Consider the following 24,813-nt stretch of genomic DNA (forward strand, 5'->3'; position numbering starts at 1 on the left):
GCGGGTCAGAGCGCGCGGCGCCGGACCTGGGCCAGCAGGCCGGCCAGCAGCAACAGCACCGCCGGAACCGAGACGGCGGCCAGCAACGTGCCGTCCAGCGCCGAGGAGACCTCCAGCTGCTGGGCATCGGCACCCCGCACCAGGTCCAAGCCGTACTGGAACGGCAGCAGTTCGCGGAGCTGGGCCGGCCAGACCCGGCCGCTCTGCCGGAGCAGCAGCGACAGCACGGGCTCGAGCAGGGCCGGGACGGCACACAGGATCAGCAGACCGGCCGCGGCGCTGCGCACCAGCGAGGTGACCAGCAGACCGGCCCAGCCCGCCAACGCGGTCAGGCCGACGAAGAAGACCAACGGCCGGAGCACTTCGGCGAATCCGGCCGAGGCCGGGTCGAACAGCGCGGCGACCCGCGCCCCCGGCGCGTGCAGCAGCCGCAGCACCGCCGCGTCCAGCAGCACGCTGGCGGCCGCGAGCAGCACCGCCAGCACCCCGGTCGCGGCCAGCTTGGCGACCAGCAGCCCGAGGCGGCGACGGTAGGACACCCGGCCGGCCGGCAGGCCCGGGTACCGGACCTCGTGGCCGTACGACAGGGCGCCGAGCGCGCCCGCACCGAGGGCGGCGATCGGGAGCGGCAGCAGCGGGACGACGGCCGTCACGCAGCGGACCGCGGCGGCCGTGCCCAGCTGGCCGGCCGGCAGCTGCCGGGCCAGCACCACCGCCACGGCGGCGTCCGCCAGCAGGACGGCGGCCAGGATCAGCCAGGTGGACCGGAGGCCGCGCAACCGCCGCACCTCGTATGCCAGTACGCGCACGGTCACTCGCTCCGGTGGTCGGGCCCGGTTACGGGCCGGGAGATGGGGCGGACGGTGGAGTTCTCGGGGACCTCGTCGCGGAACAGCTGACGGCCGCTCAGGGAGGAGGCGCGCAACGGCCGTTCAGGGGCGGCGGTCGCGGTGGTTGTGGCGGCGGTGGCGGTAGTGGCGGCGGTGAGCTGGGCGACCAGGGTCTGCTCCTCCGGGCGCTCAGCAGGCCGGCCGGACTGAACGGATTGCCCGGACTGGTCGGCCTGCTCGGGCAGTCCGGACTGGCCGAACTGGGGCTGAGGCCGGGTGTCGTCCCGGTTCCTGCCCGCGGCGTCCGGCGGGTTCAGCAGGACGTGGCCGGAGCGGCCGGAGGCGGCCGGCAGGGACGGATGCGGGACGGGCTGCTCGACCACCCGGTCGGCCAGCTCGTGCAGCAGGATGCCGTGCCGGTAGGCGAGTTCACCGATCTCGGTGCGGCCGAGACCGCTCACCGCGAGGCCCACGCCGCCGTCCCGGCGGACCTGGTGGCCCTGCTCGGTCAGCAGGTCGGCCAGCCGGGCCATCTGCGGGCCCCGGACCGACACCTCGGGGTGCAGCCTGGTGCGGCGGAACTCGGCGACCGGCTGGTCGGCCACCAGGCGGCCCCGGTCGAGCGTGACCACCCGGTCGGCCAGCACCGCGGCCTCCTGCGGCGCGCGGGTGGTGACCAGGACGGTGCCGCCGGAGACCGTGAAGGAGCGCAGGAAGGAGTGGAACCACTCGACGTTGCGCGGCGAGAGGCCCTCGGTCGGGGCGTCCAGCAGCAGCGTCCCGGGCGAACCGAGCAGTGCGACCGCCAGGGCCAGCCGGCGGTGCATGCCGGGTGAGAACGAGCGCAGCCGGTGCCCGGCGACCGCCGCCAGTCTGGTCTGCTCCAGCAGTTCGTCGGCCCGGGCTGCCGGGACGCCGACCGCGCCCGCCAGCATCCGCAGGTGCGCGCGGGCCTTCAGGCCCGGGTGACCGCCGTCGGCCGCGGCGTCCCCGCCGGCGGTGGGGAACAGCACGCCCACCTGCCGTTCGGGGTGGCGGAGCCTGCGGTACGTCCGGCCGTCGAACAGGGTGATGCCCTGGCCACGCTCCAGTTCGACCATCAGCCGCAGGGCGGTGGTCTTGCCCGCACCCTCCGCACCCAGCAGCGCGGTGACCACGCCGGGGCGGGCGTCGAAGGTGAGGTCGAGCAGGGCCGGTGCCCGGCCCCGGCGGTGGACCTTGGTCAGTCCGGTGATCTGGATCATCGCTGCCTGCTCCCATGTCTCGGCCGACCGGGGCCACGGAGCGCCGCTGGCCCCGAGCCTGCACAGTAGGGCGAGCAGGCCGAGAAATCGGGCATTACGGACGCGGCTGGGACGGCGTGCCCGTCCAGCTCACCCGATCAGGGGACAGCGACGGGGCCGGGAGCAGCAGGCAGCCCCGTCAGGCCGGGCAGGCCGGGCTGCCCGGGTGGGGTCAGGACTCGGGGCGGAGCATCGGCGGGTTGAGCACGGTGGCGCCGCCGGCCTTGAAGAGCTGTGCGGGGCGGCCGCCCTGACGGGTCGTCGTACCACCGGTGGGCAGCAGGAAGCCCGGCGTGCCGGTGACCTTCCGGTGGAAGTTGCGCGGGTCGAGGACCACGCCCCAGACCGCCTCGTAGACCTGGCGCAGCTCGCCGACGGTGAACTCGGGCGGGCAGAACGCGGTGGCGAGCGAGGAGTACTCGATCTTGGAGCGGGCCCGCTCCACGCCGTCGGCGAGGATCTTCCCGTGGTCGAAGGCCAGCGGGACACCCTCGACCGGGGTGGGGCCGAGCAGGTCGCCGACCGGGGCCCAGCGGGCACTGCTGGCGTCGCCGCCGGGCTGCGGGGTGGGCAGGTCGGGGGCCAGCACCAGGTGGGCCACGCTGACCACCCGCATCCGGGGGTCGCGCTGCGGATGACCGTAGGTGGCCAGCTGCTCCAGATGGGCGCCGACCGCGCTCGGACCCGGGCCCGGCGCGGAGTGGGCGCGCAGACCGGTCTCCTCGGCCAGCTCTCTTGAGGCCGCCTCGGCGAGGCCCTCGCCGGGGCGGACGAAACCACCGGGCAGCGCCCAGTAGCCCTGGAACGGGGACTCGCCCCGTCGGACCAGCAGTGCGCAGAGCGCGTGCTCACGCACCGTCAGCACCACCAGGTCGACCGTGACAGCGAACGGAGGGAAGGCCGACGGGTCATAACGCGACATGGCGACGATCATAGTCGTCTCTCTGACGATAAGCACAGCCGTCGGCAGACCTCGTCAGATGGCGCCCGACGCGGTGACCCGGCCCCCGCCCGGGTGCGGGTGCCCCGGCGGGTGTCGGCAGACTCCACCGGCTCGGCCCCGGGCTCAGCGCGCGCCGAGCTGGAGCTCCGGTGACGCCTCCTCCACGACGGCCACGCCGATCCGGCTGACCCGGACCGAGAACGGCTCGCCCGCCACCCGCAGGCCGCTGAGCTCCAGCTCCCCCAGCGGTGCGGTGCTGGCCGGGCGGACGGTGACCCGGCCGGCCGGAACGTCGGGCCGGACGCCTGCCAGGGCCGTCACCAGGTGGACCACGGCGGCCGAGGAGAGCGCTGCCGGGCGACAGGCCGCCGGGTGCGGCACCGGCGGACACCCCGTCACCCGCTGCTCCCCCGCGTACATCTCGGGCAGTCGGCCCTCGAAGTGGGAGGCGGCGTCCAACAGGCCGTCCAGCAGCACCCGGGCCTCCCGCTCGAACCCGGCCTCGGCCAGGCCCGTGACGGCGAGCACCGTCTCGTGCACCCGGCTGGCGCCGCTGCGGTGGCCGAGCGGGTTGAACCGGGGCGACTTGGCGCTGAGCGTCCGCAGGCCCCAGCCGCAGTCGAACTCCGGGGTCACCAGGCGCTGGGCCAGGATCCTGGTCTGCTCCCGGTCGAGCAGGCCCTCGTGCTGGGCCCCGGCTCCGGCCAGACCGAGATCCAGCAGGTGCACGAAGGAGGAGGCCACGGCGGGCAACGGACGGCCCGGGGCGACCAGTGCGGCGGCGGGGCGGCCGCCCGACAGGTCGTCGATCCAGAACTGGTCGCGGAACCGCTCCCGCAGACCGGCGGCCCAGACCCGCCACTCCGGCGCGCCCGGGCGACCGAACGCCTCCAGCAGCTCGGCCCCGTGCAGCGCGGCCCGATGGGCCTGGGCCTGTACCTCGCAGCGGGCCGGCACCGGCCGGGCGGACCGCTCCTCGGCCGAGCGGCCGAGGTCGGTGACGAAGCCGACCGGGCCCTCGGGGGCGTCGGCCGTCGGCCGGTCGTCGACCACCGGCCGGTCGTCTGTGACGTTGGCGCGCAGGGCGGCGAGTGCCCGCTCCGCAGCGGGCAGCAGCTCGGCGACCTCCTGGCGCGGCAGGCCCCAACGCCACGCCTCCGCCAGCACGGTGACGAACAGCAAGGTCGCCTCGGTGGCCGTGCAGGACAGCGGCAGCTCGGGCCCGGCATGCCGGAGCACGCCGGGGATCACCCCGGCCTGCGGGCCCGAGGTCGGCTGTCGGCGGGCCAGCGCGCGGAGCGTACCGGCCGCCAGCCGGGTGCCGAGCGGAAGCACCAGCCTGGCCGCCCAGAGCGCGTCGGCCGCGGTCAGACCGAACCGCCAGGGCGCTCCGGAGACGGGGTAGAGGTCGGTCGGCCGGTCCGCGTCAGCGACCAGCAGGCTGCCGAGCGCGTCCAGCGAACGCGGCACCAGCAGCTCCACCCGGGAGTCGTCGCACCTGACCTCGGGCTCGGACCAGGGCAGCGGCACCCCAGCGCCACGGCCGGTCGGCGGACGTACTCCCACCGGGGTGGCACTCTCCAGCGTGGTGCTCAGCTCGACCGACCAGCGGGCGCCCGGCTGCACCTCCAGATCCCAGCGCAGGACGCCGGCGCCGGCCAGCACGGCGTGCGGCGAGGGCCGGGAGGTGACGGTGGCACTGTGCTGCGGGCCGGCCCAGCGCAGCCCGGCCGACTGGACCTGCCCTGGCAGGTCCGACGACCGCTGACCGGCGGGGGGGGGGGGGGGGGGGGGTCGGGTCCGGGTCGGGGTCGCCGGGCAGCCGGACGGCGCCGACGAAGCGGGCCTCGGCCGCCGAGGTGAGGGTGCCCTGGAGCGGCATCGGCTCCATCCCGCCGAGCCGGACCTCCATCCTGGCCAGGGTGCGGATGCCCGCGCGGTAGAAGCCGTGCAGGCCATGCCCCCGCAGTTGACCGTCCGGGCCGGAGGCGGCCATCGCCGGGGCGCTGACGCACAGCACGGTGGTGTGGGTGGCGACGGGCTGAGGGCGGGCCTGGACGGGCATGCGCGGCGGCTGGCCGGGCGCACCCGCCATGGGGGCGGGGTTCGGGGGGAGGCCGGGCCCCTGGTCGGGGCGCGGGATCCCGGCTCTCGACGCCGCGTCAGCGGACGGGCCCGTGCCGGGTGGTGCGTACGGCGGGCGCGGGGGTGCGGACTGGGCTGCGGGGTGAGCAGCAGGGTGGGGTACGGAGTGCGGCGGGGCCGGGGGCGCCGACGGGGCGCCGGACCAGGCAGGTCCCGGCGGCACGGCGCCGGTCGGGCCGAAGCCGGTGGGACCGGCGCCGGGAGCGGGGTACGGGGCGGGCCCGGCGGAACCTGACGGTGCGGCAGACCCGGTGGGGGGCGGCGTGTCCCGGGGCGGCCTTGGGTCGGTCACCAGGCTCTCCTTCTTCGGCCGGTCGACGGCTGGGTCGCCGGTCGGCCGGGCTCGTGGTCGGTCAGGGGCGGGTACGGCTGGATCGGAGCGGTGGTCGGACCGCTCGTGGAGCATGGGACCGGGCCCACACCCGTGGTGCGGCGCCGGTCGGACAGGCCGGACGCGTCGTGAGCCGCGCTGCTCCGACGCCCGGACACTCGCCGCCCGGACGTCGTTCGGTCGGACGTCGTTCGGTCGGCCGGCGCATATGCCCCGCAGGTTGAACGCACCGCACCTCCCCCAGGTCACGCCGATCCGGCTGTCATCGGCAGGCCGATCACCTGTCGCACCAGTTGTCGCACTGCCTTGAACGGCCACCGTCAGCGGCGGTCGGCAACGGCTCCCCCGTGTCGTTCGCGGCCGGAGTGCCCCGACCGGATCCCGTCCCGACGGCTGCCTCGCCCGCGTCAGGATACGGTGCGGTGGCGTCGGCGGGCGCACCGGGAACACCGTGGGCGGCCGCCGCTCAGCGCCTGTGACCAGCGTGTACCGAGGAGTTGTATGTCCACCGCCAGCCGGCTGCCCGGGATTGTCACCACCGACCACCTCTTCCACCTGCCGCTCGACCACCGGACCCCGGACGGCGAGCAGATCGAGGTGTACGCCCGGGAGGTGGTCGCCTCCGACCGGGAGGGTGACGACCTGCCCTGGCTGCTCTTTCTGCAGGGCGGCCCCGGGGGCCGGGCGAACCGCCCGATCGGCCGGGACGGCTGGCTCGTCCGGGCCTTGGACGACTACCGGGTGCTGCTGCTCGACCAGCGCGGCACCGGCCGGTCCACCCCCGCCACCCGGCAGACTCTGGCCCGGCGGGGCGACCCCCGGCAGCAGGCCGACTACCTGGCGCACTTCCGGGCCGACTCGATCGTCCGGGACGCGGAACTGATCCGCCGTCGACTGCTCGGGGACACCGGCCGCTGGAGCCTGCTCGGCCAGAGCTTCGGCGGCTTCTGCATCCTCAGCTACCTCTCGATCGCCCCCGAAGGCGTGCGCGAGGCCTTCGTGACCGGCGGACTGCCGGGCCTGCGCAGCTCGGCCGAGGACGTCTACCGGGCCGCCTACCCCCGGGTGGCCCGGAAGAACGCGGGCCACTACGCCCGCTACCCGGACGATGTGACGGCCGTTCAGCGGATCGCCGCGCACCTGCTGGAGCGGCCGGCCGAGCTGCCGGACGGCGGCCTGCTGACCGTGCAGGCGTTCCAGGGGCTCGGCATGCTGCTCGGCACCGGGAGCGGCTCGCACGTGCTGCACTACCTGCTGGAGGAGGCCTGGGTCGAGGGTCTCGCCGGGCCGGAGCTCTCCGACACCTTCCTGGCCGGGGTGCAGGCCCAACTCTCCTTCGCCCAGGGGCCGCTGTACGCGGTGCTGCACGAATCCATCTACGGCCAGCGGTCGGTTGACCCGGCCGGGACCGAGTGGGCGGCTGAGCGCGTGCGCAAGGACTTCCCCGAGTTCGACGCCGAGGCGGCGGTACGGGAGGGACGGGCGGTGCTGCTCACCGGGGAGATGATCTACCCGGCGCTGTTCGAGAACGACCCCGCGCTGCGGTCGCTGCGGGAGACCGCCCAGCTGCTCGCGGAGCGGACCGACTGGCCGGACCTGTACTCCCCGAAGCAGCTGGCGAGCAATCAAGTCCCGGTGCTGGCAGCGGTCTACCACGACGACATGTACGTCGACACCACGGACTCGCTGGCCACCGCGGACGCCGTCCAGGGCGTGCGGGTCTGGGTCACCAACGAGTGGGAGCACGACGGGCTGCGGGTCAGCGGCGGTGCCGTCCTCGACCGGCTGATCCGGATGGCGCGCGGCGAGATTTAGGGCCTGTCACCGGCGAGGCCCTGGGGGCCGGCCCCGGACGGCCCGTCATCGGGCCCGCCTGGCGCGGTGGGCCCGGTGCGGACGGTGGGCCCGCCTGGCCACCCGGACGGTGAATGGGCCCGCCTCCTCAGGGAGGTCGTAGGCCGGGCCGCCGCCACCGCCCGCTCCCCGGCCCGAGCGGCGGGCCTTGCGGCGGCTCTGCCGGGACGGGGACGGCTGGCCGGACCGCCCCGGGTCGCCGGCCTGGCGGGGCACCCGCGGTCGGCCGGGCTGACCCGACCGGGCGGGCTGGTCGGGCGGACCGGCCGAGCCGCCCGGCGGTGCCGGGGGGTGCTGACGCTGCGTCGGCACGGTCGGGGGCCCGGGCGGGGGCGGGGGCGGCGTGGCCGACGGCCCGGGGTCGTCCGGTGGCACCGCCACGTCCGCCGGCCGGAGGCCCGCCAGCTGCTCGCGGGCCCGGCGCTCCTGGCGGACCCGGTCGTGCAGCTCGCTCGGGTGCAGACCGCCGTTGAGGGACTCGTAGAGCAGCTGGGCCAGCGTGTACCCCTGGTCCAGGTCGAGCACCCGGGACAGCACCACCCGCGCCGTCGCGGTGTCCCCCGCCAGCCAGGACGTCCAGGCCAGCAAGGTGAGCGGGGGTGCCGCGTAGTGCTCGAACGGCGGGACGCACTGCCGGGCCAGGTAGCGCCACAGCCGCTGGGCCGGGATGAGCTCGTCCGGCTCGGCGTACTCGGCCGCGCGGTCCCGGGCCAGCTTGTCCTGCAGGCCGACCAGCAGGCGCGCGGTGCGGACCCGGTCGAGCTCGCGGGCGCCGGTGCCGAACTCGGCCAGCACCTCGGCGAGCAAGACGCCCGTCCGCTCCAGCGTCGCCAGTCGGCCGCCGGGGCCGGAGAGCTCGTGGATCAGCTGCGGCCCGGCCCGCCCGATCGCCTCCCGGACCGGCGCGTCCTCCGGCGGCCCGATCGGGATCAGCCCGGCGGCGATCGCCTTCCGGCTGCCGCGTGGCGCCACCCCGGCGAAAGCGGCGGCCGCGGCGATCGGGCTGGGCAGCCGGACGGAGCGGATCGGCACCCCGGCCGGGTCGCAGCAGCTCTCGCCGCCGCACAGGAAGGACCACCAGCGCCCGTCCGAGACCAGCAGGGACTCCTTCACCAGCACCCCGGCGGCCCGGAACGCCTGGGCCAGCTGCTCCGCCAGCGGCCTGAGCCCGGCCAGCACCCCGGGGCCGTCGGCCGGCCCGCCACTCCCGGGCCCACTGCCGGACTCACTGCCGGGCCCGCTCCCGGGCCCGCTCCCGGCGCCGGCGGCCGGCTCCGCCGCATCCCGGCAGAGGTAGAGCAGCACCTGCTCGGGCGGCCTGTCCCGCTGCCCGGAGAGTGTGACGAGCAGCCGGGCCGTGTCGGCCGCGACAGACGGCCAGTCGGCCGGATCGGTGGGGATGTCGAGCCGGATGACCCCGCCCTGCTGGAGCATCGGCCCCTGCAGACCGACGGCGACCACACTGTCATCGGGGAAGAAGCCGAGCAGGTAGGGCAGCATCTCGGCCATGTCGGCCGGGCCGCGCATCTGGAGCGGGACCTGCCCGGAGAGCGGGCCGGTGACGGACTGGATCAGGTGTTCCTCGTTGCCGTTCATGTCGAGAAGGGTCCCGCCGCACCGGTGCCCCACCCGGAGAGCACCCGGCGCCTGTGGACAACTGAGGGGGTTCAGCATCAGTACACCCGTTCGGAGCAACCACAATATCTGTACAGATGCTGACAAATGACACCCATTCAGATGATCTAATGACCAACCGGCTGCACCGCCCCTCGGGCGGAGTTCGCCGTCTGTCGCCCCCAGCCTGTATCCATGAGCCATGACCCAGCCGCTGCACCACCCCGCCCCCACCCCCGACCGCGCCGCCGTCCGGGCGCAGGCCGAGGCCGTGCTCCGTGAGCTGGCCGGCCCGGCCGCCGTGCTGCGGGAGGACCAGTGGCGGGCCATCGAAGCCCTGGTGGTGGACCACCGCCGGGCCCTGGTGGTGCAGCGCACCGGGTGGGGCAAGTCCGCCGTCTACTTCATCTCCACCGCCCTGCTCCGGGCCCGGGGCGCCGGCCCCACGGTGATCGTCTCGCCGCTGCTCGCCCTGATGCGCAATCAGGTGGACTCCGCCGCCAAGGCGGGCATCCAGGCCCGCACCATCAACTCGGCCAACCCCGAGGAGTGGGACGAGATCCAGGCCGAGGTGGCAGCCGGCCGGGTGGACGTGCTGCTGGTCAGCCCCGAGCGGCTGAACAACCCCGACTTCCGCGACCAGGTGCTGCCGAAGCTGGCCGCCTCCACCGGTCTGCTGGTGGTCGACGAGGCGCACTGCATCTCCGACTGGGGCCACGACTTCCGCCCCGACTACCGCCGCCTGCGCACCATGCTGGCCGAGCTCTCCCCCGGCGTCCCGGTGCTGGCCACCACCGCGACCGCCAACGCCCGGGTCACCGCCGACGTGGCCGACCAGCTCGGCACCGGTTCCGGCACGGGCACGGACACCGGCGGCCAGCCCGGTGAAGACGGCGACGGCAACGCACTGGTCCTGCGCGGCCCGCTGGACCGGGAGAGCCTGAGCCTGAGCGTGCTCCAGCTGCCCGACCCGGCGCAGCGGCTGGCCTGGCTCGCCGACCACCTCGCCGAGCTGCCCGGCTCCGGCATCATCTACACCCTCACCGTGGCCGCCGCCGACGAGGTGACCGCCTTCCTCCGCGAGCGCGGCTACCCGGTCGCGTCCTACTCCGGCCGCACCGAGGACGCCGAGCGCCGCACCGCCGAGGCCGACCTGCTGGCGAATCGGGTGAAGGCCCTGGTCGCCACCTCCGCGCTCGGCATGGGCTTCGACAAGCCCGACCTCGGTTTCGTGGTGCACCTCGGCTCGCCCGGCTCCCCGATCGCGTACTACCAGCAGGTCGGCCGCGCCGGCCGCGGGGTGGACCGGGCCGAGGTGCTGCTGCTGCCCGGCCGCGAGGACGAGGCGATCTGGCGGTACTTCGCCTCGCTCGGCTTCCCCGCCGAGGAGCAGGTCAGGCGGACGCTCACGGCGCTCGCCGAGGCCGGCCGGCCACTCTCCACCGCCGCACTGGAGCCGAGGGTCGACCTCCGCCGGGCCCGGCTGGAGACCATGCTCAAGGTGCTCGACGTGGACGGCGCGGTCCGCCGGGTGCGCGGCGGCTGGACGGCGACGGGGCAGCCCTGGGCGTACGACGCGGCGCGCTACGCCAAGGTGGCCGAGTCCCGGGAGGCCGAGCAGCGGGCGATGCGCGAGTACGCCGCCACCACCGGCTGCCGGATGGAGTTCCTCCGCCGCCAGCTGGACGACGAGCAGGCCGCCCCGTGCGGGCGGTGCGACAACTGCGCCGGCACCCGCCCCACCGCCGAGATCTCGGCCGAGGCCGACACGGCGGCCCGGGCCGCACTCGGCCGACCCGGCGTCAGTTTCGAGCCCCGGCGGCTCTGGCCGACCGGCATGGAGGCGATCGGCGTCCCGCTCAAGGGCCGGATCCCGGCGGGCGAGCAGGCCGAGACCGGCCGGGCGCTCGGGCGGCTCTCCGACATCGGCTGGGGCACCCGGCTGCGCGCCCTGCTCGCCGACGACGCACCGGACATCCCGGTCCCGGCCGAGGTGCTGGACGCGATGGTCACCGTGCTGGCCGACTGGGCGCGCGGCCCGGGCGGCTGGGCCGGTCCTGCGGACGCCGAGGGCAAGCGGTCGGCCCGCCCGGTCGGGGTGGTCACGATGGCCTCGGCCCGCCGACCGCAGCTGGTCGGCAGCCTCGGTGCCCGGCTGGCCGAGGTCGGCCGGCTCCCGCTGCTCGGACAGTTGGAGTACGTGGGCGGCCAGCCGCCACGCGGCGCCCGGAGCAACAGCGCCCAGCGGCTGCACTCGCTGGCCGGCACCCTGCTGGTGCCACCCGCGCTGCAGGAGGCGATCGCCGCCGCCCCCGGCCCGGTGCTGCTGGTCGACGACCTGGTCGACTCCGGCTGGACGGTCACGGTGGCGGCCCGGCTGCTCCGCCAGGCCGGTGCGGGCCCGGTGCTCCCGCTCACCCTCGCCGTCCAGGCCTGACCACCCAAGCCTGACCACCGAGCCAGGCCATCCAGGCCAGGCCGACCTGACACATCCGACCCTCCGTCAGCCGAATGGCAGTCAGCTTACGGTGGAATATATCCGGCAGACCATCGGCATTCGGGCGGCGTTCGTCATTTCATCGTTGCCGTCGCCCCCATCTGAGCTGAGAATTGGGAGGTACCCAGAGCCCGGTCCGACGGACCCGGCCTTCGGCGTACGCAGGCACCCGCACGCCCTCGCACACCAGGGGCGGCGGCCGGGAAGGAGGATCGTGATCAGCGGCAGCGACCGACACCGGTTCTCCGGCAGACGCGTTCTCGACCTGGAGAGCTGGAGCAGCTCCGACGTCCCCCTGCTGCGCGACCCGCGCGAGTTCGTCGCCGAGCTGTACCAACGGCACCTCCCGCCGCCGGGCACCACCGTGGTCGCGGTGCTGGACGCGCTGCACCAGGTCACCGCCTCCGCCTCGTTCGCCGCCTGCCGGCCCAGCGAGGACGGCTGGCAGCACCGGCACGAGATCCTCACGCACCTCCGCCAGGTCACCCCGCACGACCTCCGGCTGGCACAGCCGAAGCGGACGGCGGTGCTGTTGCGCTGCCGTGACGGCGCGGCGGGCTGGACCCTGCAGGACGGTGCCTGGATGTGGGCCCTGCGGGACGCGGCCGCGCTGCACGGGCTGCGCTGCGGCTCGTACATCGCCCTGACGCCCAGCGGCTGGCAGTCGCTCGGGGACGGCCGCAGCGGGCGCAACCCGCACTCGGGCTCCTGGGCCGACGGCCCGGTGCACACCGTCACCGAGCTGGCCCCGCGTCCGCCGCGACCGCAGACCGAGCAGACGGCCCAGCCCGCCCGGGTCGCACCGGTCCGCCCCCTGCACCGGTTCGCCACAGGCTGACCGAACGTCATACCCCGCCCTGGGAGACGACCACTACGCCGAGCCGAGTCCGACTCAAGGCCCAACCCGCCACGCCGAGTTGACCCGCCAGACCAATCGGAAACTTTCCTAACCAAAGCCCTTGACCCCTCGCGCTCACGGCTCGATTCTGAACGGTGCCCTCAAGTCCGGCGCAACGCCCGGCACTTCCCCCGCACCAGACCCAAGAAGCGAGCAACCATGCGTCCATTCAAGGCAGTCGGCGGCCTGGCCGTCGCAGCTCTGTTGGTCGGGGCGGTCACCGTACCGACCGCCTCGGCCGCTCCGACCCGGTACGAGGCCGAGAACGCGGCCGTCTCGCTCGGCGTGGTGGAGGCCAACCACACGGGGTACTCGGGCACCGGGTTCGTCAACGGCGACAACGTGGTGGGTAGTTGGGTCGAGTTCACGGTGAACGCCGCATCGGCGGGCACCGCGGCGATCGCGATCCGGTACGCCAACGGCACCACGCTGGACCGCCCTGGCGATCTGACCGTGAACGGCACGGTGGTCTCGGCGGCCCGCTCCTTCCCCTCCACCGGGACGTGGGACGACTGGGCCACCTCCACCGTCACCGCCCAGGTCAACGCGGGGGCCAACAAGATCCGGCTCACCTCGACCAGTGCGACCGGCCTGCCCAACCTCGACGCCCTCGACCTCGACATCACCGCCCCGACCACCGACTACCAGGCCGAGGACGCGGCGACCGGCCAGGCCGCGGTGGCCACCAACCACACCGGCTACACCGGCACCGGCTTCGTCGACTACACCAACATCGCGGGCAGCTACGTCGAGTTCACGGTCAGCGCCGCCACCGCGGGCAGCGCCGCGCTCGCCTTCCGGTACGCCAACGCCGGGACGGCCGACCGGCCGATGGACATCGCGGTGAACGGCACCGTGGTCGCCACCGGGGTGAGCTTCCCGCCCACCGCGAACTGGGACACCTGGGCCGGCAAGACCGTCAACGCCGCCCTCCTCGCCGGGACCAACAAGGTGCGGGCCACCGCCACCACCGCCAACGGCGGGCCCAACCTGGACCGGCTCCAGGTCGGCACCGGCGCCGACAGCAGCGCGCCCAGCAGGCCCGGGGCGCCCAGCTGTTCGGCCGTCGGGGCGAACAGCCTCACGCTGTCCTGGGGTGCCTCGACCGACAACGTCGGCGTCAGTGCCTACGACATCTACGAGCACGGCAACAAGATCGGCGAAGCGCCCGGCGACACCACCGTCAAGCAGCTGACCGGCCTCACCCCGAGCACCACCTACAACCTCACGGTGATCGCGCGGGACGCCTCCGGCAACGCCTCGGCGGCCAGCACCCCGGTCGACTGCACCACCCTGGCCGGCACCGACCCGCTGCCCAGCCAGCCCGGCACGCCGACCGTCTCGGGCATCAACTCCACCGGCGCCACGCTGACCTGGGCCACCTCGACCGACGACCAGGGCGTCGTGGCGTACGAGATCCGCAGCGGCAACGCCGTGGTGAAGACCGTGACCGGCACGCCTCCCGCCACCTCGACGGCGGTCACCGGCCTGGCCTGTGACGCACCGTTCGCCCTCACCGTGGTGGCCCAGGACACCGCGGGCGGCTACTCGGTGCCGTCCGCACCGGTGTCGTTCACCACCGGCGCCTGCTCGGCCGACGGCGGTGTGCCCGGATCGCCCACCACCCTCTCCAGCGGGTGGACCATCCCCTGGGGCGTGTACTGGATGCCCGACGGCAAGACCTCGCTGGTGACCGAGCGGGACAGCTTCAAGGTCTTCAGGACCACCCTGGCCGGGGTCCGCACCCAGGTCGGCACCGTCCCCAACGCCGTCACCACCGACGGCGAGGGCGGGCTGCTCGGGGTCGCCGTCGACCCCAACTGGTCGACCAACCACCGGGTCTACTTCATGCACACCGCGAGCGAGGGCAACCGGATCGTCCGGATGAACTACGACGGCACGACGCTCAGCGGCTACACCGTGCTGCTCCAGGGCATCCAGAAGAACCGCTACCACAACGGCGGGCGGCTGGCGTTCGGCCCCGACGGGTACCTGTACGCCACCACCGGGGATGCCCAGACCTCGGCCAACGCGCAGAACAAGAACTCGCTGAACGGCAAGATCCTGCGGCTCACCACCGACGGCAAGCCGGCTCCGGGCAACCCGTTCAACAACTACGTCTACAGCTACGGCCACCGCAACCCGCAGGGCCTGGCCTTCGACCGCAACGGGCGGCTCTGGGAGGCGGAGTTCGGCAACGCCACGTACGACGAGCTCAACCTGATCAAGCCCGGCGCCAACTACGGCTGGCCGACCTGCGAGGGCACCTGCAGCACCGCCGGGATGACCAACCCGAAGGCCAGCTGGGCGGTCAACGTGGCCTCCCCCAGCGGGATCGCGATCGTCCGCAACGTGGTCTACATGGCGGCGCTGCGCGGCGAACGGATGTGGCGGATCCCGATCAACGGCGACACCGAGACCGTCGGTACGCCGACCTCCTACTACGTCGGCACCTACGGCCGGCTGCGCACGGTCAGCAAGGTGCCCGGCGCGGACCAGCTCTGGCTGACCACCACCAACGCCGACAACAACGGCGGGGCGGCCGACGGAGCGGACAAGCTCCTCCGGATCACCATCGGCTGAGCCACCGGGAGTTGAGACACCAGGCCCAGGACTGTGGCGACCCCGGCAGGGGGCGCCCCAGTGGGGCGGCGTGGCCAGCGCGTGCGCGGCCCGGGCAGCCTGGGCCAACCGGTCGGCAGGCACCGGGGAGTTGACCACCAGCACCACCACCTCGCGGCCGACCGTACGGGTCGCGGCGGCGTCCGCGTAGAAGACGTCGCCGCCGTCGGTGAGCTGCGCCCAGTAGCGCTCCTCGCCGAAGCCGATCTCGTGCTGCTGCCAGGGGTGCGGCTCACCGACCGTCAGGACCAGGACGGTGCCGGGGCGCCGACCGGACTCCAGTAGCCGGTCGACGGTGTCGTCGGCACGGTCGACCGCGCCGCGCGTGGTCGAGGGCACCAACTGGACCGGGGTGCCGGGTCGTCGGGCGGGCGGCGGTCCGGGGCGGGGCCCCGGCCGGGGTGCGGCCGGACGCGGGCCCGGCACCGGGCGGGCGGCTCCGGCGGGGACAGGTGTACGGGGGGCTCGTGCGTCCGACTCTCGCGGAAAGGGAACGCCGGGGCCCGGGATACTCTCGTGAATCTCCGGCTCCTCGGGGAAGACAGGCATGCCCGATGTCTATCAAATGCCGGTCGAATGCGCACGGGCGCCCCACCAGTTGGAACCGACCGGCAATCATTGGACCCCGAACGGTCACCGCAGGTCCGAACACCGGGCGAACACCGGGCCAACGCGAGGGCCTGCGACCCGAGTCGGGGTCGGGTCGGGGTCGGAGTGAGAGTCAGAAACCCAACGAGAGCTGCTCGCCGGCCGGTTCGTCGAACCGGCTGCGCTTCAGGTGGCTCCACCTCGGCAGCGCGTCCAGGTAGGACCAGGAGAGCCGGTGCTGCCCGGTCGGGCCGTACTCCTCCAGCGCCGCGCGGTGCACCGGCGAGGGGTAGCCCGCATTGTCGGCGAAGCCGAACTCCGGGTGGTCCAGGCCGATCTCGGCCATCATCGCGTCGCGCTTCACCTTGGCGAGCACCGAGGCGGCCGAGACGCAGATGCAGGACTGGTCGCCCTTGATCACGGTCCGGACCCGCCAGGGGCCACCGAGGTAGTCGTGATTGCCGTCCAGGATCACCGCGTCCGGGCGGACCGGCAGGGCCTCCAGGGCCCGGGTCGCGGCCAGCCGCAGCGCGGCCGTCATCCCCAGCTCGTCGCACTCCTCCGGCGAGGCGTGGCCGAGCGCGTACGCGGTGACCCAGTCGGCCAGCACGGGGGCCAGCTCGGTCCGGCGCTTCTCGGTCAGCAGCTTGGAGTCCGTCAGCCCGTCCGGTGCCTTGCGCAGCCCGGTCACCGCCGCACCGACCGTGACCGGCCCGGCCCAGGCGCCCCGGCCGACCTCGTCGAGGCCGGCCACCACCTGCGCCCCCGCCCGGCGCAGCGAGCGCTCTACCGAGTGGGTGGGTGGCTCGTACGGCATCGGGGGTCCATTCCGGCTGCGAAGGTCTGACGCCTTCAGCCTACGACAACCCCGCTGCTGTCCCGACGGTCGCGGACGTGCCCCCCGGCACGCCCACGACCGCCAAGTCCTTTGCGCAGCCGGTCCCTAGTAACCCCGGACCCGGGCGCAGGCCTCGCCCCGGTCGATCTCGACCGGCCGGTCCCGCAGGATCTCGGCCGCCCGGGCCTCGGCCAGGCTGGTCACGTACCAGGACTGGTCCGCACCGGCCAGCGACGTGGAGATCCGCTGGAGCGCGCAGGTCCGCCGGTCGCCCGTCAGCCGGTCCAGGGCGGGCACCGCGTCGGCGGAGAGATCTCTCAGGTAGTCGATGTCGATGGTGGCGCCGGTGCCACCGGCCTCCAGGCGGGCCACGTTCTGCTCGGCGATCAGCGCGTCCGGGCGGATCAGCCCGAAGACCGCTATCCCGACCACCGCACTCAGCACGACCGCGCGGGGCAGCCAGCGCCGGGCCCCGAGCAGGACGCCGACCAGCACCAGCAGCAGCACGACGCCGAGCCAGACCTCGACGGCGGTGACCGAGATCCGCAGCCGGGTCAGCCCGAAGGCTTCCACGTAGCGCTGCATCCGGTAGTACGCGGAGGCCACCACCACCAGGGTCAGCGCGCAGAGCAGACCGATCAGGCTCTTCGACAGCAGCCGGTCGGCGGGAGTGCTCCGGGGCGCCCAGTGCTGGGCGAGGGCGACCACGACCAGGGTGAGCACGGTGACCCAGAGCAGCTGCCAGAAGCCCTGCCTGGCGTACTCGGCGGGGAGCAGCCCGGGCTTGCTCATGACGGCCTCGTAGCCGCCGAAGAACACCACGGCCTGGATCGCCACGAAGGCGCCGAACAGCAGGTTGAGCGCGACCATCGGGACGGCCCACTCCGTCCGGCCGCGCTCACGGCCGGGCTTGACGGGCAGTCGGTCGAAGCGGCGCGGGGCGGCCGCGGTGTGGGCGGCGCCGAGTGCGAGCACCAGGCCACCCCAGAAGAAGATCAACCGGGCCGGCAGGTCGGAGAGGTCCGCGCTCGGGGTGAGTCCGTCGAGCAGGTCGGCGACCGCCGCGTCCGCGCTGGCGAACAGGGCGCCGAAGACCCCCAGCAGCACCACGGCGACCAGCACCGCCTTGAGTACCGGGAGCACCTTCGCCTTGGCGGGGTACGACCTGCCCCGGGCCGATCCGGCCGCCCAGAACAGCGAGGGCAGGAAGTGCGCCCACACGCCCAGCTGACCGAGCAGCACACCGGCCCACCTGGTCCCGCCGTGCAGGGCCAGCGAGGCGACGCCGAGCGCGGCCGCGACGGCCAGGAAGACCGGCCAGCCCGCGTCGGTGAAGGCGGGGACGGCGGCCAGCACCAGTGCGACCACCACCCACGTCACGGTCCACGGCCGGACCCGGCGGCCGCCCGCCCGAGCGGCCAGGGCCGCGGCGACACCGGCGGCCAGCGCGAACAGCAGCAGGTTGACGCCGAGGCCGTGGGCCATCAGCACCGCCGAGAGCAGTCCGGCCCCCGCCGCCGCACCCAGCACCCGGAGCGGGGGCGTGGCCGGCACCCGCGGTTCGGTCGCGGTCACCCAGGCGGGCTTCGGCGGTGCCGCCGGCGCCCGCCAGGGGCCGGCCGGACCGGCGGCCGGACCGGGCTTCGCACCGGTGCGGGCACCGGCAGCAGGCCCCGGTATCGGCGGACCGGGCACAGAAGGACTGGACATGACGCTCCCTCAGAGTTCGACGAGCAGCGCGGTTCCGGACGGGGAAGCCGCGCCGCTCGTGACCCTAGGGGTCGAACGCCACTTCTGAACAGGTTCAAAACATCCCTGCGACCTCCTTGTCGCAGAGCTGTGACAGAACCTGACGGATCAGTAGGACCCGAACAGCGAGTACGACAGCACCGTCTTGGTCGCCGTACCGAAGCTGCTCGGCCAGGTCCCGAACGGCACCGCCGCACCCTGGTACGCCCCGTCGCCGTACACGCCGGTGCTGAAGTGCATGTTGTTCACCATCGCGCCGGTGCCGTTGGTGTTGTAGACCAGCCAGTACGTGGTCCCGGCGGTCAGCGTCACGTTCACCGGCAGCGCGTTCCAGGCGTTGGCGGTCAGCGTCCCCGCCGCCGTGGTGGTCACCAGGGTGCCGGGCGCACCGCCCGCGTCGGTGTAGACCGCCAGCTGGTACTGGTTGTTCGGTGCCGGGCTGACCGCGCCGACGTGCACGCTCAGCTGATTCAGCGTCACCGGGGCGGCGCCGGTGACGATCCGGCTGCCGTTCAGGTGGTTGAAGTCGGTGTCGTCGATCTGGGTGCCGATCTCGCTGTTGCCGATGGTCAGCGGCGGCGGACCTGCCGTGCTGAAGGTGAGGACGTACGGCGCGGCCAGCTGGTTGCCCGCCACATCGCGGACGTCCTGCACCGTCGCCGTGTACCCGGTGCTCAGCGCCAGCGCCGCCGCCGGTGTGAAGACCACCCCGCTGGTGGTCGAGTCGTACGAGACCGTGCCCGCCACCGCCGCTCCCCCGGCGGTGGGCCGCAGGGTGACGGCCGAGCCGTTCACGGTGGCCCCGTCCAGCGGCTCGCTGAACGAGAACCGGACCGGGTTCCCGGCCGGCGCGGCAGGCGCGCCCGCCACCGGCGAAGTCCCGGTCACCGTGGGCGCGGTGGTGTCCTGGCCGTAGCTCGCGGTGTAGCTGCCGACCGCGCCGTCGAAGAACGCGTAGGCGACGCCCTTGACGGTCTCCACCCGGTACGGCAGCGACTGGCCGCCCCGGCTGACCCCGGTCAGCGTCCCGGTGGCGGACTGCACGGGCAGCATCGCCCGCAGCCCGTTCGTGCCGCCGGTGATCTCGAAGGTGAGCGAACTACCGTTCCAGGCCAGCTCGGTGAAGGCGGAGCCGTTCCGCCCGTCCAGCCAGGTCAGCAACTGGCGTCCGGAGACCACCGGCACGCCCTTGGCCTTGGCCGCCGCGACCACCTGGTCGGAGGTCTGGGAGTTGGCGAAGTCGGTGTGGATGTTGGCGGTCAGCGCGGCGTAGTAACCCTGCGGGCCGTAGGCGGCGTTCAGCAGGGTGTTGACCGTGCCCGGGTAGGACTGGCCGGACTCGTCGGTCAGCTGGGTGGTCGCCTGGTACACGTCGATCAGGCTGCCGTCGGTGTCGGCGAACCTCATCGGCATCCCGGTGCCGTTGAAGTAGCCGGGCCGGTTCTGCACGAAGGAGGACGGGTAGAAGTAGTAGTCGTGGTCCAGCCGGATGCCGTTGGCCAGCTTGGTCTTGGCCTGGGTGGCCCAGTCGTCCCACTCCACGCAGTGCGTCCGGCTGCCCGAAGGCGTGGGCAGCGCCGGGTACTTGGTCTTCCAGGCGCTCAACTGGCTCGCGTACATGGACTGCAGGTTCGCCGCCGTGCCCCAGGGGCGGCAGTCGGTGGTGATGTGGACGCCCACCTCGAAGCCCTCGTCCGAGTAGGCCTGCGCCTGCGCGGGGGTCATCGGGCCGCCGGTGTACAGGTACGAGGACCCGCGCACGCACTGCCAGTCGGCCGCCACGCAGCCGGGCGGGCTCTGCGAGATGTAGTAGTCCCAGCGGCCCGAGGTGCCGCCGACGCCGTGGTCGTCACCGGTCATCACCACCACCGCCTTGACGTCCCGGGGGAAGTACCAGAACCGCGGCAGCGGGGTCTTCGCCAGGTTCATCCGGGTGACCAGGTTGGCCAGCAGCCGCTGCTGCTCGTCGGCGATCGGGATCAGCGCCTTGTCCAGGTCGTTCCAGTTCGACTGCCCGCTCAGGCCGAAGAACATCTCGCTGGCCTCGTAGCCGTCGGTGCCGTCGCGCTGCTGCCCGGCCCAGGCCGCGTTGCCCTGCCTGGTCTGCACCACCGACTTGGCCAGGTCGAAGGTGAACGCGGCGGCCTGCCCCCAGCCGGCCGCGCGGACCGAGACCGCCGGGTTGACGGTCGCCGTGGAGGCGTCGCTGTACAGGGTGGCGACCGCGGTCGCGCCGTTCAGCGTGTACCGGTCGGCGGTGCCGTGGAAGCCGATGGTCTCCCCGGTCAGCCCCGCCCCGGGGGCGGCCGAGGTGTCGATCCGCAGGTAGGAGTCGGACTGGGTGCCCGCCGTGGCGGTCAGGCCGAGCAGCGGGGCGAGCTTCTTGTCCGGCCGCATCGCGACCAGCCGTCCGCCGCCGTTGGTCCAGTCGGTCAGCACGGTCACCTGGCTGTCCGTCAGCGCGGTCTCGCCGAGCAGCACCAGGTCGTGCTGGGCCAGCAGCGCCGGGGTGACCTGCGAGAGGTCGACCACCTGGTAGTGGTTCAGCCCCTCGGCCTTGAGGATCTCGGCGAGGTACTTGCCGTACGGGTTGGCCGCGGTGGTGACCAGCAGCACCGGACCCGACCCGCCGGGCCCGGCCCCCGGGGTGACGCTGCCGCCACCGGTCGGGGTGTAGGTCGCGTAGATCGAGAACTCCAGCGAGGTGGTGGTCGAGGCACCGAAGCTCGCGGGCCAGCTGCCGTACGGCGTACCGGCGTTGCTGTACACGCCCTTGCCGCCGCCGTTGTACTTCAGGTTGTTGACGGCCCCGCTCGCGCCGTTGCTGTTGTAGGCCAGCCAGTACGCGGTGTTGGGGGCCAGGGCGGCCGCGACGGGCAGGGTGTTCCAGCTGTTCGCGGTCAGCGCGCCGGCCGCGCTGTTGGCCAGCAGGGCGCCGGGCTTGCCGCTGGCGTCCTGGTAGACCGCCAGCTGGTACTGGTTGTTGGGCGCCGTCCCGACCGAGCCGACGTACGCGCTGACGCTGCTGACCTGGCCCCCCTTGGCGCCGGTGACGAACCGGGAGGCGTTGAGGTGGTTGGAGTCGCCGGAGTCGGTGGCGGTGCCGATCGTGGTGTTGCCCAGCTTGGCCGTCTCGGCCGCGCTCGCCGGTCCGGCGCTCAGCGCCGTCGCCGCGAGCAGGGCCACCATCAGCCCCGAGAGTCGTTCTCTGTACCCCACACCCATCCCCAAGTGTCTGATAACAACATCACTGGCGGAATGCCGTTACCGGTGTACAGCTTGGCGAGAGCCCTCGTACGCAGAACCCACACATTCCCGAGGCATGACAGGTCAGCCCTTGACGGACCCGGCCAGCAGCCCCCGGACGAAGTAGCGCTGCAGCGCGAAGAAGACGATCAGCGGGATGATCAGCGAAAGGAAGGCCCCGGCCGTCAGCAGCTCCCAGCGGCCGCCGAACGAACCGGAGAGCTGCGCCAGCCGGACGGTCATCGGTGCCACCTCGGGGGTACCGCCCGCGAAGGTCAGGGCGACCAGCAGGTCGTTCCAGACCCAGAGGAACTCGAAGATCGCGAACGAGGCCAGCGCCGGGGTGCAGAGCGGCAGCACGATGGACCGGAAGATCTTGAAGTGCGAGGCGCCGTCCATGATCGCCGCCTCCATCAGGTCGCGCGGCAGCTGCGAGATGAAGTTGTGCAGCAGGAAGGTGGCCAGCGGCAGCGCGAACATCGTGTGCGCCAGCCAGACCGGCGCGTACGTCCCGCTCAGGTCCACCGCCGGGATGATGGTCAGCCCGCCCAGGTGGGCCCCGCCGGAGAACAGCTGGAGCAGCGGGATCAGCGCCATCTGCAGCGGCACCACCTGCAGCGCGAAGATCACGAAGAAGACCGTGTCACTGCCCCTGAACCGCACCCAGGCCAGCGCGTACGCCGCCATCGCCGCGATCACCAGCGGGAAGACGGTGGCCGGCACGCTGATCGCCAGCGAGTTGACCAGGAACGGCATCATCCCGGCGCTGACGCCGAAACCGCCCTCGAACAGCACCGTGTGGTAGTTGGACAGGATCAGCTCGGGGTGGGTGAACACCTCCCACCAACCGGTGGTCGCCACCTCCTGCTTGGGCCGCAGCGAGGTGGCCAGCAGGCCGAAGGTGGGGATGGTCCAGAGCACTGTCACCACGATGACGAACAGTGAGCCGAGCGGTCCGCTGAAGGACCGTCGGACGGCGGTGGAGCCCTTCATCGGGTCTCACGCTCCTTGCGCAGCTGGACGATGTTGTAGGCCACCAGCGGCAGCACCGCGAGGAAGAGGATCACCGCGAGGGTGCTCCCCCGGCCCACGTCGAACTGGGTGAAGGACTGCGCGTACATCTCGTTGGCCAGCACCTGGGTGCCGAAGTTGCCGCCGGTCATGGTGCGGACGATGTCGAAGGCCTTCAGCGTGGTGATCATGACGGTGGTCAGCACCACCACCACCGTGGTGCGGATCATCGGCACCGTGATGAACCAGAACAGCCGCATGCCGCGCGCACCGTCCAGCCGGGCCGCCTCGGTCACCTCGTCCGGGATCGCCTTGATCGCGGCCGAGAGCACCACCATGGCGAAGCCGGTCTGCACCCAGACCATCACCGCGATCAGCAGGAAGTTGTTCAGCGGCTGGGTGAGGATCCAGTTCGGCGGGTCCTCCCAGCCCAGGCTGACGGCCAGTTGGCTGAGCAGGCCGATCTGCGGCTGGCCCGCGCCGCGGGACTCGTAGACGAACTTCCAGATGATCCCGGCGCCGACCAGCGAGACCGCCATCGGCAGGAAGATCAGTGACTTGTACAGCCCCTGCCAGCGCATCCGCTCCACCAGCAGCGCCAGCGCCAGGCCGAGGCCGGTCGCGGTGAGCGGCGCCACCACCAGCCAGAGCGCGGTGTTCAGCAGCACGGTGTGGATCGAGTCGGTGGTGAACGCCCAGTCGTAGTTGCGCAGGCCCACCGAGCGGTCGCTGTCGGCGTTGTAGAAGCTCAGGAAGACCGTCCGGACCAGCGGCGCGACCAGGCCGACCAGCAGCAGCAGGACGGCCGGGCCGAGCATCACCAGCACCGCGAGCGGCTTGGCGAACCGGCCGGTGGCCCGGCCCGCCGCGAAGAAGATCAGCAGCAGGATGCCCAGGAACCCGGCGATCGCGCCCAGGCTGTTGCCGAGCTTGATCCCGGCGTCGGTCCAGGCGGACGCCGCCAGCGGCCCGGCGGAGGCGGCCACGTGCAGGGTGGCAGGCATTCAGATGTCCTTCCCGGCAAGGGAGTTGGGGCGGCGCGGGCGGGTGGACCCGCGCCGCCCGGCCGGGTCGGTCAGCGCGGCCGCCGAGAGCTTGTCGATCGGGTCGGTGTAGAGGCTCTTGTCCACGCCCTGGTTGGCGGAGACCCAGCCGCTGGAGACCTTGACCCGGCTGCTCGCCCACTCCGAGCTGGACAGGTAGTTCTGCACCGCCTGCACCTCGGGCTTGCCGGAGAAGGCCGCCACGAACTCGCCGCCGCCCTCGACCGGGTTGCCCACCGAGGGGTTCACCGCCGGGAACTGGAAGGCGAAGATGTCGCCGTCCGCCCCGATCTTGGTGCCCTTGGGCCACTGCGCCGCGTAGAACGAGGCCTGCTGGAGCATCGCGCACTTGTCGGTCAGGATCGGCGCCCCGGCATCCTGGAAGGTGGTGGTGGCGATCGACTTCACGTCGCCGATGCCGCCGTTCACCCAGGCCGGGTTCTGCATCCAGCCCGCCACCGTCTGCATCGCGGCGGCGATCTTCGGGTCACCGAACTTCACCTGGTGGCTCACCCACTGGTCGTAGACCTCGCCACCGTGGGTGCCGAGCACGACCTCCTCCAGCCAGTCGGTCGCGGGCCAGCCGGTCGCGGTGCCGGAGCCGATGCCGCCGCACCAGGGCTTGGTGGAGCCCGAGGCGGCGATCTTCCCGCTCAGCGTCATCAGCTCGGCCCAGGTCTTCGGCACCTCGTAGCCGGCCGCCTTGAAGGCCTTCGGCGAGTACCAGACCAGCGACTTCATGTTGGCGCTCATCGGCGCCGCGTAGAAGGTCCCGTTCACCGACCCGTAGGTCTTCCAGATCGGGCTCCACTTGGCCTGGTTGGCCTCGGTCTGGGCCGGCGGCTTCACCACTTTGCCGGTCTTCACCATCTGGGCCAGCACACCGGGCTGCGGGATGATCGCCAGGTCGGGCGCGTTTCCGCCGGTCACCCGGACCTGGATCTGCGACTCGAAGTCCGGCGAGCCCTCGTACGAGATCTTGATCCCCGTACAAGAACTGAACTCGGCCCAGGACTTCTCCAGCGAGTCCGACTCGGGGCTGCGGATCGAGGCGAACATCGTCACCGTCGTTCCGGAGTGCCCCGCGTAGGCCTGGTACTTGACGCAGTCGCCGGTCAGCGGGGCGGCCGAGCCGCCGCCACCACCGCTGCTGGAGGAGTTGGAGCAGGCCGCCGTGAGAGCCAGGGCGAGGACGGCGGGAACGGCCAGCAGCCGAGGGCGGAGGGTCATCGGCAGCCTTCGATCACGAGCAGGACGGTGGTCAACGAGGGTCCTCCTTGCCAGGGCATGACATGCCAGCAGTAAGACGGAACAACAGGCG

The 24,813-nt window shown here is 73.2% G+C and carries 16 protein-coding genes and 1 pseudogene; 5 read left to right on the forward strand and 12 right to left on the reverse strand.

All coding sequences use genetic code 11. The annotated features are described in order from the left end of the window. Positions 1–5: 5 nt before the first annotated feature. The 5 genes and pseudogenes from ACXJMZ_RS13480 to ACXJMZ_RS13500 form a co-directional block, all read right to left on the reverse strand. Positions 6–809: a hypothetical protein gene (locus ACXJMZ_RS13480; RefSeq protein WP_457030254.1), complete on the reverse strand. Its 804-nt coding sequence runs from the start codon at positions 807–809 to the stop codon at positions 6–8. Between the two features lie 2 nt (positions 810–811). Then, a complete protein-coding gene (locus tag ACXJMZ_RS13485) occupies positions 812–2,074 on the reverse strand; it encodes an ATP-binding cassette domain-containing protein (RefSeq protein ID WP_457030255.1) in 1,263 nt (420 codons plus the stop codon). Between the two features lie 211 nt (positions 2,075–2,285). Beyond that, the gene (locus tag ACXJMZ_RS13490) at positions 2,286–3,035 is read right to left on the reverse strand and encodes an NUDIX hydrolase (protein ID WP_457030256.1); all 750 of its coding nucleotides are present in this window, start codon (positions 3,033–3,035) and stop codon (positions 2,286–2,288) included. A gap of 144 nt (positions 3,036–3,179) precedes the next feature. Beyond that, complete coding sequence (locus ACXJMZ_RS13495) at positions 3,180–4,721, reverse strand: amylo-alpha-1,6-glucosidase (protein WP_457030257.1); 1,542 nt, start codon at positions 4,719–4,721, stop codon at positions 3,180–3,182. Positions 4,722–4,923: 202 nt separating this feature from the next. Beyond that, positions 4,924–5,607, reverse strand: a pseudogene (locus ACXJMZ_RS13500) (glycogen debranching N-terminal domain-containing protein); the annotation flags it as partial. Positions 5,608–6,033: 426 nt separating this feature from the next. Here ACXJMZ_RS13500 and ACXJMZ_RS13505 point away from each other — a divergent pair. Continuing rightward, on the forward strand, positions 6,034–7,347 hold the full coding sequence (locus ACXJMZ_RS13505) for an alpha/beta fold hydrolase (protein WP_457030258.1): 1,314 nt from the start codon (positions 6,034–6,036) through the stop codon (positions 7,345–7,347). Positions 7,348–7,392: 45 nt separating this feature from the next. Here the strand turns inward: ACXJMZ_RS13505 and ACXJMZ_RS13510 are convergent, their stop codons facing one another. Beyond that, positions 7,393–8,982: a DUF4192 domain-containing protein gene (locus tag ACXJMZ_RS13510; protein ID WP_457030259.1), complete on the reverse strand. Its 1,590-nt coding sequence runs from the start codon at positions 8,980–8,982 to the stop codon at positions 7,393–7,395. A 220-nt stretch (positions 8,983–9,202) separates the two neighbouring features. Here ACXJMZ_RS13510 and ACXJMZ_RS13515 point away from each other — a divergent pair, with 220 nt between their 5' ends. From ACXJMZ_RS13515 to ACXJMZ_RS13530, 4 genes are all read left to right on the forward strand, one after another. Then, a complete protein-coding gene (locus ACXJMZ_RS13515) occupies positions 9,203–11,437 on the forward strand; it encodes a DEAD/DEAH box helicase (protein WP_457030260.1) in 2,235 nt (744 codons plus the stop codon). Between the two features lie 274 nt (positions 11,438–11,711). Beyond that, a complete protein-coding gene (locus ACXJMZ_RS13520; RefSeq protein ID WP_457030261.1) occupies positions 11,712–12,335 on the forward strand; it encodes a hypothetical protein in 624 nt (207 codons plus the stop codon). A gap of 219 nt (positions 12,336–12,554) precedes the next feature. After that, positions 12,555–14,978: a PQQ-dependent sugar dehydrogenase gene (locus ACXJMZ_RS13525; protein WP_457030262.1), complete on the forward strand. Its 2,424-nt coding sequence runs from the start codon at positions 12,555–12,557 to the stop codon at positions 14,976–14,978. A 60-nt stretch (positions 14,979–15,038) separates the two neighbouring features. Further along, positions 15,039–15,302 (forward strand): hypothetical protein, encoded by a 264-nt coding sequence (locus tag ACXJMZ_RS13530; RefSeq protein WP_457030263.1) that lies wholly within the window; start codon positions 15,039–15,041, stop codon positions 15,300–15,302. Positions 15,303–15,738: 436 nt separating this feature from the next. Here ACXJMZ_RS13530 and ACXJMZ_RS13535 read toward each other — a convergent pair whose 3' ends face one another. The 6 genes from ACXJMZ_RS13535 to ACXJMZ_RS13560 form a co-directional block, all read right to left on the reverse strand. Further along, the gene (locus tag ACXJMZ_RS13535; RefSeq protein ID WP_457030264.1) at positions 15,739–16,422 is read right to left on the reverse strand and encodes a ribonuclease HII; all 684 of its coding nucleotides are present in this window, start codon (positions 16,420–16,422) and stop codon (positions 15,739–15,741) included. A gap of 126 nt (positions 16,423–16,548) precedes the next feature. Continuing rightward, entirely contained in the window at positions 16,549–18,153 is a 1,605-nt protein-coding gene (locus tag ACXJMZ_RS13540; protein WP_457030265.1) for a DUF4153 domain-containing protein, read from the reverse strand. A 147-nt stretch (positions 18,154–18,300) separates the two neighbouring features. After that, positions 18,301–21,381, reverse strand: a complete 3,081-nt coding sequence (locus tag ACXJMZ_RS13545; protein ID WP_457030266.1) for an Ig-like domain-containing protein — start codon at positions 21,379–21,381, stop codon at positions 18,301–18,303. Positions 21,382–21,522: 141 nt separating this feature from the next. Next, complete coding sequence (locus ACXJMZ_RS13550) at positions 21,523–22,431, reverse strand: carbohydrate ABC transporter permease (RefSeq protein WP_057229364.1); 909 nt, start codon at positions 22,429–22,431, stop codon at positions 21,523–21,525. After that, complete coding sequence (locus ACXJMZ_RS13555; protein WP_457030267.1) at positions 22,428–23,453, reverse strand: carbohydrate ABC transporter permease; 1,026 nt, start codon at positions 23,451–23,453, stop codon at positions 22,428–22,430. Before ACXJMZ_RS13555 ends, ACXJMZ_RS13550 begins: the two co-directional genes overlap by 4 nt. Further along, complete coding sequence (locus tag ACXJMZ_RS13560) at positions 23,454–24,722, reverse strand: ABC transporter substrate-binding protein (RefSeq protein WP_457030268.1); 1,269 nt, start codon at positions 24,720–24,722, stop codon at positions 23,454–23,456. Between the last annotated feature and the right edge of the window lie 91 nt (positions 24,723–24,813).

This window comes from Kitasatospora sp. P5_F3 (genome assembly GCF_054049135.1).